Below are 15,945 nucleotides of genomic sequence, written 5' to 3'. Positions count from 1 at the left end.
GGCGGGGCACGACCCTGCCCGGAGCAGTCTTTCTTGATCGGCGTCATCCGCTAACATCGTTTCCTTCCGATGGAAGGACGGATCATGGGGTGGCTCGCCCTCGCACTCTTCGCGCTGTATGCCGCGCTGGGCTTCGGCTGGCGCGCCTGGCTCCAGCGGCGGCGCACCGGCGACACCGGTCTGCGGGGCTTCCACGGCCGCCCGGGCTCGCTCGGGTGGTGGGCGGGCGCCCTCTTCCTCATCGGCGCCCTCCTCGTGCCGGTCGGCGCGCTCGCCCACGCCCTGGGTATGCCTCCCCTCCCCGGGGTGGGCGCCGCTTCGCTCGCGTGGGTCGGCTTGGTGCTGGCCCTCCTGGGCGTCGTCGGCACGGTGTGGACCCAGCTGGCCATGGGGACGAGCTGGCGGGTCGGCGTCGATGAGACCGAGCGCACCACCCTGGTGACCGAGGGGCCCTTCGGCCTGGCCCGCAACCCGATCTTCACGATGATGGTGCTGACCGTCCTCGGGCTGACCCTCATGACCCCGAACCCCCTGGCCGTCCTGGCCCTCGTCGTCATCACGGTCGCCATCCAGCTGCAGGTGAGGGTCGTCGAGGAGCCCTACCTCGCCCGCACCCACGGGGAGGGGTATGCGGCATACCTCGCGTCAGTGGGTCGCTTCGTGCCCGGGGTGGGCACGGTCGGCGAGGGGGTGCGCCGATGAGTGGGGCGCTGGTCGAGCGGGCCGAGCCCGACGCGGCGCTGGCGGCGGCCTGCCTCTTCCACGGTCTGGCCGACTCCTCGCGCGTCGCGATCCTGCGGCACCTGCTGCTCGGCGAGCACAACGTCCGCCAGCTCACCGGCCATCTCGGCCTCGCGCAGTCGACCGTCTCAGGACACCTCGCCTGCCTGCGGGACTGCGGGCTGGTGAGCTCGCGCCCGGTGGGGCGGTCCTCCGTCTACGCCGTCTCCGACCCGGGCCTGGTCACCGCGCTGTTCGCCGCGGCGGAGAAGCTGCTGGCCGCGACGGGCGACGCGGTCGTGCTCTGCCCGAGCACCGGGGCGGTGGCGACCCGATGAGCATGCTGCACCTGGAGAGCCCGGCGGCAGCCGGTCGTCGCCGCACGTTGCAGCGCCGCGCGAGGGCGCTGGCCCTCACCTCGGTGGTCTACAACGTCCTCGAAGCCGTCATCGCGATCGCCGCCGGCCTCGTCGCGGGGTCGATGGCGCTGCTCGGCTTCGGGCTGGACTCGGTCGTCGAGGTGAGCAGCGGGCTGATCGTGCTGTGGCAGTTCAGCCACCATCTGCCGCAGGAGCGTGAGCGCACGGCGCTGCGTCTCATGGCCCTCGCGTTCTTCGCCCTCGCGGCCCTGGTGTCGATCGGGTCGATTGGTGCTCTTCTCGGCGGGCACGAGCCGCAGGCCTCGCCGATCGGCATCGGCCTCGCCATCGCCTCGCTCGCCGTCATGCCCCTGCTGTCCTGGGCGCAACGGCGGACCGGGCGGGCGCTGGGCTCCAACGCGGTCGTCGCGGACGGCACCCAGACTCTGCTGTGCACCTATCTGTCGGCCGTGCTCCTGCTCGGGCTCGTCCTCAACGCCACGCTCGGCTGGGCTTGGGCCGACCCGGTCGCGGGGCTCGTCATCGCCGGCATCGCCCTGCGCGAGGGCGTCCTCGCCTGGCAGGGCAAGGGCTGCTGCGGCCCGGTCGGGTCCTCGTGCGGCTGCGCGGGCGGCTCCTGCACCTGCTGAGGCCACCACTCGGTCGGCCGCGCGGGCGGGTCCTCCGCCTGCTGGGCTCCCCATCCCCGGACTCGCTACTGCCGCGCCGACCGCCCGTCCACTGCAGCCACGTCCGCCCCGGAGCCCTGGCCGCGCGGGCGCGCATACCCGCCAATCACACGCGCACCACGTTGCCAGCCTGTGCGGATCTGCCCGGGATAACGACCCGCGCACAGCCTGATTTCCTGGCACCGAAGGAGGCCTGATGCTCCTGTGCTGCGTGGGACAGGGCCATGGGCCCTGCACTCAGGCCCCGACCCTCAGGGCCTCGTGGCACCCCGGACGCGCGCGAGGTGGGCCAGGGCGACGTCCTCGATGAGGTCGAGCGGCAGCTCCGCGCCGTGCGGGAACTTCAGCGTCCCCCTGCCCGCGACGTAGGGCTCCATCCGCTCGGCCAGCGCAGGGTCGTCCGAGGCGTCCGGCACCGGGTAGACCGCGACGTGAGCGGCATACCCGCCGGTGTGGCAGACGGTCCGCCCGTCGAGGGTGAAGGTGAGGATGCCGTAGGAGATCTTCTCCCCCAGCCCGTCAGCGCTGGAGTGGATCGCCGAGTGGATCTGCTCCACCCGCTGCCGTGCGGTCGGCGGCAACGAGTCGAGGTATGCCGTGACGGCTTCGGCCTGGTCCATGCCTCGAACCTAGCCCCTTCTCCTCCTCGGCGTGCCAACCATTCGCGGCGCCCGGTGGGGTCAGGGGCAGCCATTCACGACGCCCGGTGGGGTCAGGGGCAACCATTCACGACGCTCGGTGGGGGATGAGGGGCGGAGGGGGATGCGGGGCCGGCGGACCTATGCTCGTGAGGTGGTTCAGAAGCTGACCGACACCGCGCTGATCTGCGAGGGCGGGGGGATGCGGGCGTCATACACCTCGGGGATGGTGGTGGCGCTGCTCGAGGCGGGATTGCACCTGCCGTGGGTCGGCGGCATCTCGGCCGGCGCGAGCAACACGTGCAACTACCTCAGCCACGACCCGTGGCGGGCACGGCACTCCTTCACCGACTTCGCCTCCGACCCGCGCTTCGGCAACTGGCGATCGTTCGCGCGGGGGCAGGGGTGGTTCAACGCGCAGTACATCTACGAGGAGACCTCGCTCCCGGACCAGGCGCTGCCCTTCGACTGGGACACCTTCGCGGCCAACCCGGCGCAGGTGCGGATCGGTGCCTTCGACGCCGCCGCCGGGGAGCAGGTCTGGTGGGGCCGCGAGGACCTCGCGACGCTGCGCGACCTCATGGTGCGGGTGCGCGCCTCCTCGACGATGCCGGTCGTCATGCCTCCGGTGACGATCGACGGACGGGTGTATGTCGACGGCGCGCTGGGGGCGAGTGCGGGCATCGCACTGGACGCGGCGCGGGCGGACGGCTTCGAGAGGTTCCTCGTCGTCCTCACCCAGGAGCGCGGCTATCGCAAGGCGGAGCAGCGCGGCGACTGGTACCTCCGCCAGCACTTCCGTCGCTTCCCCGCGATCCCGCAGGCGCTCGCGGCGCGGCCGGCGCGCTACAACGCGGTGCGCGAGGAGCTCTTCGACCTCGAGGCCAGCGGCGCGGCCTACCTCTTCGTGCCCGAGCAGATGCCGGTCGGCAACGGCGAGCGAGACGTGGCGAAGCTCGCGGCGAGCCACGAGGCCGGGCTGGCGCAGGCACGCCGCGAGATCCCCGCGATCCGGGACTTCCTCGGGGTCACCTGACGCCGGCGTCGCCTCAGGCGCCCAGGGCGCCGGGGGTACTCACGGTGCGCGAGGCGCTGCAGGGGCGCGGGGCGCTCAGGTGCGCGAGACGCCCAGGGTGGGCGGTCCGCTCAGGTGTCGAGGAAGTCGCGCAGAAGCTCGACGAGGGCCTTGGGTGCGTCCTCGTTGAGGGCGTGCCCGGCACCCTCGACGATGCGCAGCCGCGCGGAGGGTATGCCGTCGGCCAGGGCCCGCGCGCCCGGCTGGTTGGCCTTGTCCTTGGCTCCGACGAGGACGAGCGTGGGCGCCTGGATGCGGGCCAGGGCGTCGGTGAGGTCGGCCGACCGCGACATCTCGAGGGCCTGCAGCAGCCGCTCCTTGGACACACCGGCGTCGGCGAGACGCGAGGCGGGGACGAGCCTGAGCGCTGCCGACTGCGCCCGCATCGCGAGGCGCGGCGGGCGCACCTGGCCGGCGATGAGCACGAGGCGGCGCACCCGCTCGGGGAAGTCGGCGGCCAGCCGGGTCGCGACCATCGCGCCGTAGGACAGACCGCACAGGTCGACCTGGTGCATCCCCTCGAGCATGAGCTGCTGGTCGAGCGCCGCGGCGGAGTCGCTCAGCGCGACGACCTGCTGCTCCGTCGGCCGTAGCCCGGGCACCCAGGGGGTGAGCAGCCGTCGGCTGCCGTAGAGCGCGACGACGACGTCCTCCCACGCCATCGGCGCCTGGCCGACGCCGTGGAGCAGGACGAGAGGGGTGGGGTCGGCGCCCGGCGCCTGCGCCCCTGCGTCCGCACCCGCCTCGGTCACCGGTCGCCCCCGTCGAGGTCGTCGTCGTCATCGTCGTCGAGCCCGTCGTCATCGTCACCGTCGTCGAGGTCGTCCTCGTTGTCGAGGCCGTCGTCCTTCGCCCCGCCGCCGCCGTGGCGCTCGTCGAGGCTGTCCTCCCCCTCGACGTCGGGTTCGGCGTCGAAGTCCTCCGCGCCGTCCTCGTCGGTGCTCGTCGTCCCGCCCTCGTCGCCGCCGTGCGGGTCGCTGACGCAGAACTCGTTGCCGGCCGGGTCCACCATCACCGTCCAGCCGAAGCCCTCCACGTCGTGGGTGCGCACGACGTCGGCGCCCAGCTCGACGAGCCGCGCCACCTCGGGCGCCCGGTCGCCGCCGGAGAGGTCGAGGTGCAGGCGGTTCTTGCCCGGAGTGGGGCTCTCCACCCGCTGCAGCCCGATCGCCGGGGCGCCGCGCAGGACGATGTAGTCCTCCCAGTCGACCGCGATCTCGGTCCCCAGCGCCGCGGTCCAGAACTCCGCCAGCTTGCGCGGGTCCTCGCAGTCGATCGTCACCATCGTCACAGCCACCATGTCGCCCATCGTGTCAGGTCCGGCAGACAGACGACGGAATGCCGGGCCCGGCCAGGTGGTTGACGCCCGTGACAGCAGTCCCCGATGAAAGGACGACGTATGCCCACTCGCACCGCACGCACCGACTGGACCGGCACCCTGCAGGAGGGCTCCGGCAAGGTCGAGCTCAGCAGCTCTGGCATCGGCACCTACGACGTGTCCTTCCCCAAGCGCTCGGCCGACGACGCCAACGGCGCGACCTCCCCCGAGGAGCTCATCGCCGCGGCGCACTCGGCCTGCTACGCCATGCAGCTCTCGGCCTTCGTCGCCGAGGCCGGCGGCACCCCGCAGTCCCTCGACGTCAAGGCTGACGTGTCCCTCGGCGCCGACCCGGCCGGTGGCTTCAAGCTCACCGGCATCACCCTCACCGTGCGCGGTGAGGTCGAGGGTCTCGACGAGGCCGGCTTCGTCAAGGCCGCGGAGGCCGCCAAGGAGGGCTGCCCCGTCAGCAAGGCGCTCACCGGGGTCGAGATCACCCTCGACGCCGCGCTGGAGGCCTGAACCCAGCACCACGCATACCCGGGTGGTCGGCCACGGCGTTCACATGAACGCCTGAGCCGACGACACGCCCACCCGCACCGGCCCAGTCGTTCACGTGAACGGCTGGGCCGGTTCGCGTCGGGCGTGTCGAGGGTGAGGCGGCGGCCGCGGCCCGGCCTGGACCCATCTGCGATGCTCACAGGTATGCCGCGTCCGAGCACCGACCATGTCCGGGTCACCCGGCGCCCCGACGGCGTCGCGCACGTCGTCCTCGACCGTCCGGACAAGCTCAACGCCCTCACCCTGGGGATGCTCGACGAGCTGGTCCGCACCGCCCGGGCCCTGGGCCGCGACGACAGGGTGCGGGCGGTGGTGCTCCGTGGGGAGGGCGACGCCTTCTGCGCCGGGCTGGACCTGCGCCGGGCGCTGCGCGACCCGGTCGGCATCGGCAGCCGCTTCGTGCCGCGCCCGTGGCGGGGCACCAACACTTTCCAGGAGGCCTGCTGGGTGTGGCGGCGGCTGCCCGTGCCGGTGGTGGCGGCCGTTCATGGTCACTGCCTCGGCGCCGGCATCCAGCTCGCGCTGGGCGCCGACCTGCGCACCACCACCACCGACGCGTCGTGGTCCGTGCGCGAGGTGCGCTGGGGGCTCGTGCCCGACATGACCGGGACGCGCACGCTGGCCGAGCTGGTCGGCCTCGACGTCGCCACGGAGCTCACCCTCACCGGCCGCCTGCTGCCCGGCTCCGAGGCGGGCAGCCTCGGCCTGGCCACCCGGGTCGGCGACGACCCGGTCGCGCTCGCGCACGACCTCCTCGCCCCCATGCTCGAGCACGACCCCACGGCGCTGGCGTCGGCCAAACGACTCTTCCGGCATACCTGGACCTCCAGCCCCCGCGCCACCTTCGCCCGCGAGCGCCGCGCCCAGCTCGCCCTGCTCACCCGGCTCGGCCGCGCCGGCCTGCCGGGATCGGCGGACCGCGCGACGGCGGGTCGGCGCGCGGCTGACTGAGCCCCCTGGGAGGGTTGGCCGCTATGAACCCTCCCGACCAGCCCTCCCCGGGCGACCGCGACGACGTCGACGACGTCGGCGTCCTCCCGCAGGTCCGCAGCACGACACGGTGGAGCCGCATCTGGCGGCCCTTCTGGGTGCTGCCGATGACCTTCGTCGTCGTCGCGACCGTGGTCGGTGCGCTGCTGCCGGAGTGGGAGCAGAACTTCGACGAGCACCTGCCGTTCGTCTTCCAGGGCGGCGCCGACGGTGCGCGCGGGATGCTCAGCACGATCGCCGGGGCGATGATCTCGGTCACCGGCCTGGTCTTCTCGATCACCATGGTGGTCATCCAGCTGGCCAGCAGCCAGTTCAGCCCTCGGGTGCTCGGTGACTTCCTGGCCAGCCGGGTCACCCAGTCGACGCTCGGCATCTTCGCGGCGACCTTCACCTACGCGCTCACCGTCCTGCGCTCGGTGCAGGGCGAGTCGGGCGAGGAGTCCTTCGTCCCGCAGATCTCGATCACGCTGGGGTTCCTGCTCGTCCTGGCCAGTGTCGGCACCTTCCTCGCCTTCATCCAGCACATCACCACCTCGATCAAGGTGTCCTCGATCGTGTCGCACCTCGGTGACTCGACCATGTCCGTCATCGACAGCTACTTCCCCGCCGCCGACGAGCCGGCCGCCGTCCGGGCGGAGCGGGAGTGGGCACCGTTGGAGTCCGTGCCCATGCTGCAGGTGGAGGCACTGGAGCACGGGTATGTCGCCGAGGTCGGCTATCGCAGGCTCGTCGACTGGGCGGTCGAGCACGACGCGGTGGTGCAGGTGCTCACGCCGGTGGGGCGCTACGTCACCGAGGGCGCCCCGGCGGTCAGGGTCTGGGGGCTCGCGCTGCCCGAGCGACGGATCATCCTGGATGACGCCGACGACGACCGGCAGCAGGAGCTGAGCAAGCGCTACGACCTGGACGTGCTGCGCCGGTCCGTCGTGGTCGAGAAAGACCGCGCCTTCAACCAGGATCCTGCCCTGGGGGTGCGCAAGCTGGTGGACATCGCCGAGCGCGCCCTCAGCCCGGGCATCAACGACCCGACGACGGCGAGCCAGGTCATCGACGAGCTGCACCGCATCCTGCGCCTGCTCGTGACCCGCCGCGACCTCCCGGAGGTGGTCCACCGCGAGGGTCAGGTCCGTCTCGTGCACCACCCGCAGCGCGTCACCGAGGTGATCGACCTCGCGATCGAGGAGATCCTGCACTACGGCAAGGACTCGCTGCAGGTGCCCCGGCAGGTGCGCTTCGTCATCGACCGGCTGCGCCCGGTCACCCTGCCGGAGTATGCCGAGGTGCTGGACCACTGGGACGCCGTCGCCACCGAGGCGCTCGAGCCTCCCCGGGAGGATGCGCGGGAGGCCGCCGGTCGGTCCGCGAGGCGGCAGTCGTGAGCATCCCGGTGGCAGCCCTGGCTGCCGGACTGGGCGCGGCACCGGCTGTCTGGGCTGGCTCGGCTGGCTCGGACTCCACCCTGGTGCTGCCCCAGGTGACCTGGACCGGAGCCGGTCTAGCGCTGGCGACGCTCGTCGGGGCGATCCTGCTGGGCCAGCTCGTACGGATCGCGGTCACGCGGACCCTCGGGTGGCGAGGCCGCCGCGAGGAGTCGGCCAAGGTCTTCGGCCGGTTGGCCGGCATGCTCGTCGTCGCGCTCGGCATCGGCGCGGCCCTGACCATCCTCTTCCCCAGCGTGAGGCCGGTGAACATCCTCGGCGGGGTCGGCGTCATCTCGATCGCGGCGGGCATCGCCTTCCAGACCGTGCTGGGCAACATGTTCGCCGGCATCGTCATCCTGGCCCGGAGCCGCTTCGGGGTGGGTGACCAGATCGCGGTGCTCGATCACGCGGGCACGGTCGTGCAGATGGGGCTGAGCTCCACCTCGATCCGCACCTTCGACGGACGCCTCGTGCTCATCCCCAACGGCACCCTGCACTCCAACCCGGTCGTCGTGCAGACCGGCTTCGAGGCGGTCCGGTCCACGATCACCGTCGAGCTCGCCGACGACAACGACCTGGAGCGGGTGCGCGACGTCGCCGTGGAGGCGATGGCCGAGCTGCCCTCGGTGCTGGACGAGCCACTGCCGCAGGCCCTCTTCACCACGGTGGGGACGCGCACCGTCGAGCTGGAGCTGCGCTTCTGGTCCGGCGCCCGCCAGCTGGAGACCAAGGAGGCGCGCGACGGGGTCATCCGAGCCGTCCTGCGCGCCTTCCGCGACGCGGGCATCGAGACGTCCTCCGACGTCACCACGATCGGCGTGACGCCCCAGCTGGCCGAGCTGTGGGACCGGAGCAGGTCCACCGGCCCCGACCACCGACCTCCGGACACGCACGAGGGGTGAGCGGGACGCGGCATACCCTGACCCGATGAGCGGTCAGATCGAGGTCCGTGGCGCCCGGCTGCACAACCTGCGCGACGTCGACGTCGACCTGCCGCGCGACGCGCTGGTCGCGGTGACGGGGGTGAGCGGGTCGGGGAAGTCGAGCCTGGCGTTCGGGACCATCCACGGGGAGTCGCAGCGGCGCTACCTCGACTCGGTCGCGCCCTATGCCCGCCGCCTGCTGCACACCGCCGTCGACCCGCAGGTGCGCGACGTGCGCGGGCTGCCGCCGACGGTCGCGCTGGAGCAGGGGCGGAGCCTGCCAGGGTCACGGTCGAGCGTCGGCACGATCACGACGACCGGGTCGACGCTGCGGATGCTGTGGTCGCGGTGCGGTGACTACCCGGCCGGGGCGGAGCGGCTCGACTCCGACCACTTCTCGGCCAACACCGCGCTCGGCGCCTGCCCGGTCTGCGGTGGGCTGGGCGTCGTGCACGAGCCGACCGAGGCGTCGATGGTGCCGGACGACGCGCTGTCGATCGCGCAGGGCGCGGTGGCGGCGTGGCCGGGGGCGTGGCTGGGCAAGAACTACCGCGACATCGTCGCCACGCTCGGGCACGACATCGACGCGCCGTGGCGGGAGCTGCCCGAGGAGACGCGACGGTGGATCCTCTTCACCGACGAGCAGCCGGTGGTGACGGTGGTGCCGACGCGGGATGCCGAGCGGATCAACCGGCCCTATCAGGGGACGTTCTCCTCGGCCGCGCGGTATGTGCGGCGCACCCTGGCCGAGACCAAGAGCGCGACGTCGCGGCGGCGGATGCTGCGGTATGTCGAGACGCGGCCGTGCTCCACGTGCGGCGGCCGGCGGCTGCGGCCGGATGCCCTGGCCGTCACGTGGCAGGGGCTCGCGATCGACGAAGCGGCGGGGCTGGCGGTGAGTGCGCTGGTCGACGTGCTGCGGGGACGGGCGGCGGAGCTGGTGGGGGTGGCGGAGCCCTCTGCCGTCGAGCAGGCGGAGAAAGTGCTGGTGGAGGACCTGCTCGGGCGGCTGGAGCTGCTGCTCGACCTGGGGCTGGGCCACCTGTCACTGGGGCGGCCGGCGAGCGGGGTGTCGTCCGGGGAGCTGCAGCGGCTCCGGCTGGCGACGGCGCTGCGGTCGGGGCTGTTCGGGGTGGTCTACGTGCTGGACGAGCCGTCGGCGGGGCTGCACCCGCGCGATGCCGAGCAGCTGGTGACGCTGCTGCGGGCGCTCGTCGACGCGGGCAACACGGTCGTCGTGGTGGAGCACGACCTGGCGATCGTGCAGCGCTGCGACTGGGTCATCGACGTGGGGCCGGGGGCCGGGGCCGAGGGTGGCGAGGTGCTGTGGTCCGGGCCCGTGGCCGGCCTGGCGTCGGTCGAGGCCTCCCCGACTGCGGCCTACCTGGACGACCCCGTGCACGTCGAGGAGGTCCTGGGCGACCGCCAGACTCCGCGCCGGTGGACGGGGACGCTGTCGCTGAGCGGGTTGGGACGGCATACCGTGCGGGGCCTGGATCTCGACCTCGGACTGGGCGTCGTCACGGTGCTGACGGGGGTGAGCGGGTCGGGCAAGACGAGCCTGCTCGACGCGGTGCACGACGTCGTGGGTGAGCAGCTGGCGCGGATCGAGGACGCCGAGGCGGAGGACGGCGAGCCCGGGGACGAGGCTGCCGGGGGCGGCGTGATGGCCGAGGAGAGGTCGCGGGGGACGGCACGGGCGAGCGGCACGGGTGCGCCGACGCGGGTGGTGCGGATCACGCAGCGGCCGATCGGGCGGTCGCCGCGGTCGACGCTGGCGACGTACACCGGGATGTGGGACGCGGTGCGCAAGGCGTATGCCGCGACCCCGGAGGCGGAGGAGCGCGGCTTCGGGCCGGGGCGGTTCAGCTTCAACACAGCTGCGGGGCAGTGCCCGACGTGCACGGGCGAGGGCGCGGTGGCGATCGAGCTGCTCTTCCTGCCGGGGACGTATGCGACGTGTCCGACGTGCCGCGGGGACCGCTTCAACCCCGTGACGCTGGAGGTCACGTGGCACGGGCTGACCGTCGCCGACCTGCTGCGGATGAGCGTGCGAGAGGCGGTCGCGGCGCTGGCCGAGCTGCCGGCTGCTGGTCGCGCCCTCCGGGCGTTGGAGGCGCTGGGGCTGGGGTATCTCACCCTCGGCCAGCCGGCCACCGAGCTGTCGGGCGGCGAGGCGCAGCGGATCAAACTCGCCACCGAGCTGCAGAAGCAACGCCGAAGCCCGACGCTCTACCTCTTCGACGAGCCGACCACGGGGCTGCACCCGGCCGACGTGCACCGATTGGCAGCTCAGTTGCACAAGCTGGCGGAGGCCGGCCACACCGTGGTGGTGGCCGAGCACGATGCCGTGATGATGCGGACGGCGGACGTGGTGGTCGAGATGGGGCCTGGCGCGGGGGACGACGGCGGCCAGGTGGTCAGGGTCGAGTCGTGATTGTGACAGCACGCTCAGCCCCGGTACCGGGCGCGGATCCTGACTCTCGCCCAAACGGCGTCATACCGCCCAGAATGGGTCACCGTGACGTCCGGTGGTCCGCGCCCCGCGGGGCCCTCCACCTAGCCAGAAGGGTCGTGACATCACGACCCCGCCAGATACAGGACGTTCGGCTACCCCCATTCCGCATGGCGCTCGGTCGAGCACCCTACGCTTGTCATCGTAGAGCTCGGACATGCAGCACCTGCCGAGGCAGAGTACCTTGACCGCGCCTTCACATATCGCAGGCCCTCGCCGGACAACCATTAACCCGGTCGACCTGAGCCCACTTGCCCAGCGAAGTTCCGACCCGTCGTTTGTAAGCGTTCATCCCTATACCGGAGCGCGCGCTCTACTACGACCACTCTTCACACGTGAACCGGACGCCGAACGTTCTCGCGACCGAACTGACCTTCGCCTATTATCACAAGTCACACATCTGGCCCATTCTGCGCGATCCAGGCGGCAAATTCCTCCTGGTCGAACGCGCCGTCTGACCACCCAATGCTGTGGTCGGCCAGAAGTTGAGCCACCATGGGTCCATCCAATGTAACGATTCCACCGGCGTCGGCCAAGCCCCACCCGTCCTTACTAACGGTTCCCGTCGTAAAGAATAGATAAAACACAGGGTCACAAGCCCTTATGTCTAAATGTGTGAGTGGGGCACGGGAAGGGTACGCGCCTGCCCGGGCCAGCTGTACCGATCCGACAAGCTCACGTAGGTCAGGCGTAGCCGCTTGACCTTTGATGTAGTGCTTAGCCTGCCCGACCATCCAAGGACGGAGAGTCGTGTAAACCCCTGGAAGGCCGACCGCGCGCCGCAGCTCAGCGTCCAATGACAGTCTTCCAAAAAAGTCAATGCCATTGTCGGCCGCCCTTCGAGTTACTTGTGCGTCAGCTACCCCCATAGCTACCAGCATCCCCCTGCACGCATCCTCGAACTGCGCAGGAGTCAATTGCTGCAAGGCAGCGAGTAGTTCCCCATGGGCTAATCGGCGCCGTTTTGCCTCGCGGACAACATCGGACTCGTTCCCTTCCAGATAACACGCACCTTGTAGGAGTTCGTTATCGGATGAGTTGAAGGTGAACCCACAGTGCCCTCCGCGCGCATTTAGCGCACCCTCAGAGCGTCGCAGGTTCTCAACAAATCGCTTTTCCCATGCTTCAGCCTTTTCCTGAACCTCGGAGTCTAAGCTCCCCCACCCTTCTCCACGAATGATGTCGGCTAGGATCGCTGCTGTTCTTCGAGGGGGCATGTCGAGCGAGACGTACGAGGCGACGACGCCTGCCGCGGCCGCCGGCCCAGGCCTCACGAGCCCGAGTTCGCCACAGTCTGCGAGTAGAGCGCGTGGAGATCTAGAAGTTCTCCAGCAAGATCGTGAAGCGCTCGGACCTCCTGTAGGGAGTCATCATCCAGGTGCCTCAATTCCAGCGCGCCAACCTTTCTCAGCGCAAAGACGGCCTCAGCCACCTGCGTCACCCAAGACTGTGCCAGGTCATCTGCCTTTGCGAGGGCGAGCGCTTCAGCGTAGGACGAACCCTCGTCAAACAGCTTTCTTCTAGCCTCCTGCAGCGGCAGTATTTCCCGCAGGTCCCGAACAGCCTCCCGGCTGGTTATTTTAGGAGACACCACGCCTTCGGAGTCATTCGGCTCCCCACTGGAAACCAACAGGCTGTAAAATTTGTGGAGTTGCTCAAGATTATCGAACCGACTCTCGGCCTCATTCCACTCCAGCCAATCCTTGATTGCACTTCCGGCGACCGCTTCATGAAACAGTGGGTACATTTCCGGAGTGGCTCGATCGCCGAACTCCTCATCATCCATCATTTGCTCAAGGGCTTTGTAAGCTCTGAAGCGCCGATTTACCTCATGCGCCGTCATTCCCAAGCGAGCTGCTACCGAGGCAGTGTCCAGCCCATGCTCGTCGCGCAACTGCGTGACCAATTGAGCGCGCTGGAAGGCCCCCCACTCCTTGATGCCGCCTACGTGCCGAATGCCCATTAGCGAAAGGCGGAGGTCAGGCTCCTCGTCTATACCCTCAACCGAGAGCACTGGGACTGCAGCAAATCGGGAGATTACATTTTGCGGGATATCGACGCCCGCCTGATAGTCGCTTTTCAGAGACTTCAGAGCCGCGACCCTTCGGTTTCCCTCTAGGACCAGATACTGTCCATCTGCGTAGGGAGTAACCACTATGCGCTCGAAAGTGAGGAAACCGTTGTAAACGATGGAGTCTTTGAGTTCTTTCAGGCCAGAGTCGCGTAGGCGCCGGAGGGCCCGCTCTTGGACCGTTGATTCCGCAAACCGTTCTTTACTGACGGTCACGAAGTCAGGGGCGTCTTGAAATCTATAATTGTTTGGATCTACCAAGAGGTCTTCCACAGGGACTTCGATGTCATGATATGTAACCATCGGGCAGCGCTGTCCTTTCAGTTGCTATTCCACGGCACGAGCCCACACGAGGGGCGCCTATCATTGAACCGGTGTGAGGCGCCCTCCTTCGCCAGATCCTGCAAGGCGCCTTGGTGCCCGTGCCTCGCCGAGCGGCGTCTGCTCCTGCGTCACGCCCATCAGCGCGATTCGACCCGTGCCAGATTCTCTGCCCACCACCATGACTGCACCCTATCTTCGGGGCGCCCCTCACGCTGCCGACAGCCGCTCGAAGTGCGGATCCCTGCCAGGTCGGGGGACGGCAAAGGGGCCTGTTGCAGGAGTGGCATAGCTCCTAGGCACGTTGCCTCCTCCGGCGAGACCACGAGGTGGCCAGTCATGCTGCGGTCCTCTGCCAAGATGCGACCGGAGACGCCGCACGACTCTGCCAATGCGCGGACTAGTGCTGCGCGGTGGGTGCAGGGCGAGCAAGCCGGCGGCCAGGCACTGCATCACCTTCCATTGTGCGTCGCCGCTAGTCGTCCCCGCAGAGCGCGCATGCCCCGGCTCCCCCACACGCTGGGCAGTTCGGGTTGGCGCGGTGGCGGCCTTCCTCCCGGTCCCAGCGTTCGAAGTCGCTGTCCCAGACGCTGTACCCGTCAGGGTCGTGATCGTGGCCGATCATGCATCGGCAGGGTTCGTCCCAGCGGGATGCGGGACCGTTCTCCCGCCGGATCACGTGGTGGCTAGGGCCTGTCGGCATCGTCGCCTCCTTCCACGATGGTTGTGGGCTCAGGCGTCGAGACCTCCGCCGCCTCTGTGTGTGGCGTACTGCATTGGCCGCTCCCCTGGCTCGCGGGGTCCGCGAGGACGGAACTGTCAGGGGAGCCTTCGACAATGCCGCGAAATTCCTCCTCTGCGGTGTCCCCACTCTGGATCGCCTCGCGTCGGCTGGCCAAGGCTCGCTTGACCCAGCTGTAGCCCTTCGCCGCACCAACGGTCAGTGCAGCACCGGCAGCGACACCTGCGCCAACGAGCCTCGGTGCCGCATCAGCGACAGCACCCTTCTTGATCACGTCGATCATGGCATCGACGCCGCCGGATTTCTTGGCTAGCTCGACGATCTCCTGGTAACGCCCCAGATTGCTCATGTGCCCACGATAGGGGCTGGCCCGTTTCACGACGGGGCGGCCGGAGAGCACGCAGGTGGACTCACGGGCACGTCACCGCGGCTACTTGTTGCCAGGCTCACCTGGCCGGTCAAAATGTCCACCCAACGGGTCAACCTCAACGCCAGCGTGAATCCAAAGGTGTAGCGATGGAATGAGTCACGCCGCCGCGTTTCGCCATGTGGTCTGGTCGAAGTCCGCCTACATCTGTCGACGTTGGGACGGTGGATGGTGGCTCTGTTGATCGGTCACTGTCGGAGGGGGCTGGCTACGGGGGTCGGTCAGCCCCAAAAGATGTGGGTGGGGTCGCGGTCTATCTCGTCGAGGAGGTCCTCGGTGGTGCGTGAGGGGCCGACCTTGTCGTAGAGGTGGAAGCGGAGGTTGCGGTCGCGCCAGTACAACGTCCAGGTCCCGTCCTTTGCGGTGTAGCGCAGGCGCGCGACGGGCAGGCTGGTCCACTCGGGTCCGAAGTCCTCGCGCCAGGGCGCGCGCCGCTCGACGATGGTCAGGTGTCGGTCAGCAACGTGGCACTCCAGACGGACCTGGTGCTGGGCGCGCTCGGGTACTCGTTGATCGCACCACCGATGAACTCGTACCACCTCCAGCTCGGGAAGGGCCATCGGTCAGGCTCCCGTGCTGCCGACCGCGTCGTTGAGCACCTCGAAGGCAACGTCGAGCCGCCGCTGCCGACGCCGGTCAGTTTCGTGGTTGGCTTCGGCTGCGACGGACCCGATTAGTTCCTCCAGTCCATCTTCGGTGGCTGGCAAGACGACCGCGCCGGTGGCGTGGGGATGGATCCGGAACACCAACCGTTGACAGTCCACGTCGAGCAGACGCAGTTCACGCAGCGTCGATGCCACGTCGGTGGGGATGAGGATCTGGTGGACGGGCTCGGCGCGAGCAAGCCGTCGAAGGCGTAGGTCGAACGGTGACTCGGCCCAGTTGCTGATGCTGCCCTGGTCTGCGCAGGTGCTGCACTGCCAACGGATCGGAACCGAGACGTCGAAGTCGCGGTGCAGAACCATCCGGCCCGGGCAGGCACGGTGGCCGGGGCGGCGGCGGCAGGGCAACGCGCTCTCCCAGGCTGCACCCGCGTCGCCTGCGGTGGCTGCGCTGACGAGGTCGCCCAGCTGCTCGGCCAGCCGGCGTGCAGGGCCTGGTGCATCGACGGGCAAGTCGAGGAAGTGCCGCAGATCAGTGACCATCATCTCGCCGGAACTGTACCCGCCGCCAGG

Annotated in this window: 17 protein-coding genes and 1 pseudogene; 10 read left to right on the top strand and 8 right to left on the bottom strand. The window is 69.7% G+C overall.

The features are described from left to right. Positions 1 to 84 precede the first annotated feature (84 nt). Genes FA582_RS01595 through FA582_RS01585 form a run of 3 tightly spaced genes read left to right on the top strand, consistent with a single transcriptional unit; the run spans position 85 to position 1,729 of the window. A complete protein-coding gene (locus FA582_RS01595; RefSeq protein ID WP_010149293.1) occupies positions 85 to 702 on the top strand; it encodes a methyltransferase family protein in 618 nt (205 codons plus the stop codon). Then, the gene (locus FA582_RS01590; RefSeq protein ID WP_010149294.1) at positions 699 to 1,058 is read left to right on the top strand and encodes an ArsR/SmtB family transcription factor; all 360 of its coding nucleotides are present in this window, start codon (positions 699 to 701) and stop codon (positions 1,056 to 1,058) included. The genes FA582_RS01595 and FA582_RS01590 overlap by 4 nt, the downstream gene beginning before the upstream one ends. Further along, positions 1,055 to 1,729 carry a cation diffusion facilitator family transporter gene (locus tag FA582_RS01585; protein ID WP_010149295.1) on the top strand — a complete coding sequence of 225 codons (675 nt, stop codon included), beginning with the start codon at positions 1,055 to 1,057 and terminating at the stop codon, positions 1,727 to 1,729. The genes FA582_RS01590 and FA582_RS01585 overlap by 4 nt, the downstream gene beginning before the upstream one ends. 290 nt (positions 1,730 to 2,019) lie before the next feature. Here FA582_RS01585 and FA582_RS01580 read toward each other — a convergent pair whose 3' ends face one another. After that, positions 2,020 to 2,388, bottom strand: coding sequence for an iron chaperone (locus tag FA582_RS01580; RefSeq protein ID WP_010149296.1), 369 nt, complete (start codon positions 2,386 to 2,388; stop codon positions 2,020 to 2,022). Positions 2,389 to 2,530: 142 nt separating this feature from the next. Between FA582_RS01580 and FA582_RS01575 the strand changes: the two genes are divergently transcribed. Beyond that, on the top strand, positions 2,531 to 3,442 hold the full coding sequence (locus tag FA582_RS01575) for a patatin-like phospholipase family protein (RefSeq protein ID WP_010149297.1): 912 nt from the start codon (positions 2,531 to 2,533) through the stop codon (positions 3,440 to 3,442). Between the two features lie 110 nt (positions 3,443 to 3,552). On the opposite strand, the gene FA582_RS01570 is transcribed toward FA582_RS01575, so the two are convergent. Both FA582_RS01570 and FA582_RS16295 read right to left on the bottom strand, forming a co-directional pair. Continuing rightward, a complete protein-coding gene (locus tag FA582_RS01570; protein WP_010149298.1) occupies positions 3,553 to 4,233 on the bottom strand; it encodes an alpha/beta fold hydrolase in 681 nt (226 codons plus the stop codon). Continuing rightward, positions 4,230 to 4,781 (bottom strand): VOC family protein, encoded by a 552-nt coding sequence (locus FA582_RS16295; RefSeq protein WP_010149299.1) that lies wholly within the window; start codon positions 4,779 to 4,781, stop codon positions 4,230 to 4,232. The genes FA582_RS01570 and FA582_RS16295 overlap by 4 nt, the downstream gene beginning before the upstream one ends. Before the next feature lie 99 nt (positions 4,782 to 4,880). On the opposite strand from FA582_RS16295, the gene FA582_RS01560 reads away from it, so the two are divergent. The 6 genes from FA582_RS01560 to FA582_RS17365 all read left to right on the top strand — a co-directional run bounded on the left by FA582_RS01560 (position 4,881) and on the right by FA582_RS17365 (position 11,667). Continuing rightward, positions 4,881 to 5,321, top strand: a complete 441-nt coding sequence (locus tag FA582_RS01560; RefSeq protein ID WP_010149300.1) for an OsmC family peroxiredoxin — start codon at positions 4,881 to 4,883, stop codon at positions 5,319 to 5,321. A 183-nt stretch (positions 5,322 to 5,504) separates the two neighbouring features. After that, on the top strand, positions 5,505 to 6,311 hold the full coding sequence (locus tag FA582_RS01555; protein WP_010149301.1) for a crotonase/enoyl-CoA hydratase family protein: 807 nt from the start codon (positions 5,505 to 5,507) through the stop codon (positions 6,309 to 6,311). A gap of 23 nt (positions 6,312 to 6,334) precedes the next feature. Next, entirely contained in the window at positions 6,335 to 7,729 is a 1,395-nt protein-coding gene (locus FA582_RS01550) for a DUF2254 domain-containing protein (RefSeq protein WP_010149302.1), read from the top strand. Then, on the top strand, positions 7,726 to 8,673 hold the full coding sequence (locus FA582_RS01545) for a mechanosensitive ion channel family protein (RefSeq protein ID WP_010149303.1): 948 nt from the start codon (positions 7,726 to 7,728) through the stop codon (positions 8,671 to 8,673). Before FA582_RS01550 ends, FA582_RS01545 begins: the two co-directional genes overlap by 4 nt. Positions 8,674 to 8,698: 25 nt before the next feature. After that, on the top strand, positions 8,699 to 11,131 hold the full coding sequence (locus FA582_RS01540; RefSeq protein ID WP_147899718.1) for an excinuclease ABC subunit UvrA: 2,433 nt from the start codon (positions 8,699 to 8,701) through the stop codon (positions 11,129 to 11,131). A 413-nt stretch (positions 11,132 to 11,544) separates the two neighbouring features. After that, complete coding sequence (locus FA582_RS17365) at positions 11,545 to 11,667, top strand: hypothetical protein (protein ID WP_272941919.1); 123 nt, start codon at positions 11,545 to 11,547, stop codon at positions 11,665 to 11,667. 201 nt (positions 11,668 to 11,868) lie between these two features. On the opposite strand, the pseudogene FA582_RS17625 reads toward FA582_RS17365, so the two are convergent. From FA582_RS17625 to FA582_RS01515, 5 genes and pseudogenes are all read right to left on the bottom strand, one after another. Next, positions 11,869 to 12,426: pseudogene (locus FA582_RS17625) on the bottom strand (restriction endonuclease); the annotation flags it as partial. A gap of 53 nt (positions 12,427 to 12,479) precedes the next feature. Next, positions 12,480 to 13,583: a ParB/Srx family N-terminal domain-containing protein gene (locus FA582_RS01530; protein WP_141567772.1), complete on the bottom strand. Its 1,104-nt coding sequence runs from the start codon at positions 13,581 to 13,583 to the stop codon at positions 12,480 to 12,482. A 704-nt stretch (positions 13,584 to 14,287) separates the two neighbouring features. After that, complete coding sequence (locus FA582_RS01525; protein WP_010149307.1) at positions 14,288 to 14,692, bottom strand: hypothetical protein; 405 nt, start codon at positions 14,690 to 14,692, stop codon at positions 14,288 to 14,290. A gap of 299 nt (positions 14,693 to 14,991) precedes the next feature. Further along, the gene (locus tag FA582_RS01520; RefSeq protein WP_010149308.1) at positions 14,992 to 15,330 is read right to left on the bottom strand and encodes a DUF3024 domain-containing protein; all 339 of its coding nucleotides are present in this window, start codon (positions 15,328 to 15,330) and stop codon (positions 14,992 to 14,994) included. Positions 15,331 to 15,333: 3 nt separating this feature from the next. Next, positions 15,334 to 15,918, bottom strand: coding sequence for a hypothetical protein (locus FA582_RS01515; protein ID WP_010149309.1), 585 nt, complete (start codon positions 15,916 to 15,918; stop codon positions 15,334 to 15,336). Positions 15,919 to 15,945 lie beyond the last annotated feature (27 nt).

The organism is Serinicoccus profundi, from assembly GCF_008001015.1.
Taxonomy (GTDB): Bacteria; Actinomycetota; Actinomycetes; order Actinomycetales; family Dermatophilaceae; genus Ornithinicoccus; species Ornithinicoccus profundi.
Note: the sequence above shows the minus strand (reverse complement) of the source record. Positions and strands in the feature narration are given on the sequence as shown.

What these genes read in the sequence shown, in the direction of transcription:
- FA582_RS01590 (WP_010149294.1), top strand. Translation starts at nt 699, where the DNA reads ATGAGTGGGGCGCTGGTCGAGCGGGCCGAGCCCGACGCGGCGCTGGCG.
- FA582_RS01530 (WP_141567772.1), bottom strand. Translation starts at nt 13,583, where the DNA reads ATGGTTACATATCATGACATCGAAGTCCCTGTGGAAGACCTCTTGGTA.
- FA582_RS01575 (WP_010149297.1), top strand. Translation starts at nt 2,531, where the DNA reads ATGCGGGGCCGGCGGACCTATGCTCGTGAGGTGGTTCAGAAGCTGACC.
- FA582_RS01525 (WP_010149307.1), bottom strand. Translation starts at nt 14,692, where the DNA reads ATGAGCAATCTGGGGCGTTACCAGGAGATCGTCGAGCTAGCCAAGAAA.
- FA582_RS01520 (WP_010149308.1), bottom strand. Translation starts at nt 15,330, where the DNA reads ATGGCCCTTCCCGAGCTGGAGGTGGTACGAGTTCATCGGTGGTGCGAT.
- FA582_RS01580 (WP_010149296.1), bottom strand. Translation starts at nt 2,388, where the DNA reads ATGGACCAGGCCGAAGCCGTCACGGCATACCTCGACTCGTTGCCGCCG.
- FA582_RS01540 (WP_147899718.1), top strand. Translation starts at nt 8,699, where the DNA reads ATGAGCGGTCAGATCGAGGTCCGTGGCGCCCGGCTGCACAACCTGCGC.
- FA582_RS01555 (WP_010149301.1), top strand. Translation starts at nt 5,505, where the DNA reads ATGCCGCGTCCGAGCACCGACCATGTCCGGGTCACCCGGCGCCCCGAC.
- FA582_RS01515 (WP_010149309.1), bottom strand. Translation starts at nt 15,918, where the DNA reads ATGATGGTCACTGATCTGCGGCACTTCCTCGACTTGCCCGTCGATGCA.
- FA582_RS01595 (WP_010149293.1), top strand. Translation starts at nt 85, where the DNA reads ATGGGGTGGCTCGCCCTCGCACTCTTCGCGCTGTATGCCGCGCTGGGC.
- FA582_RS01560 (WP_010149300.1), top strand. Translation starts at nt 4,881, where the DNA reads ATGCCCACTCGCACCGCACGCACCGACTGGACCGGCACCCTGCAGGAG.
- FA582_RS16295 (WP_010149299.1), bottom strand. Translation starts at nt 4,781, where the DNA reads ATGGTGGCTGTGACGATGGTGACGATCGACTGCGAGGACCCGCGCAAG.
- FA582_RS01550 (WP_010149302.1), top strand. Translation starts at nt 6,335, where the DNA reads ATGAACCCTCCCGACCAGCCCTCCCCGGGCGACCGCGACGACGTCGAC.
- FA582_RS01585 (WP_010149295.1), top strand. Translation starts at nt 1,055, where the DNA reads ATGAGCATGCTGCACCTGGAGAGCCCGGCGGCAGCCGGTCGTCGCCGC.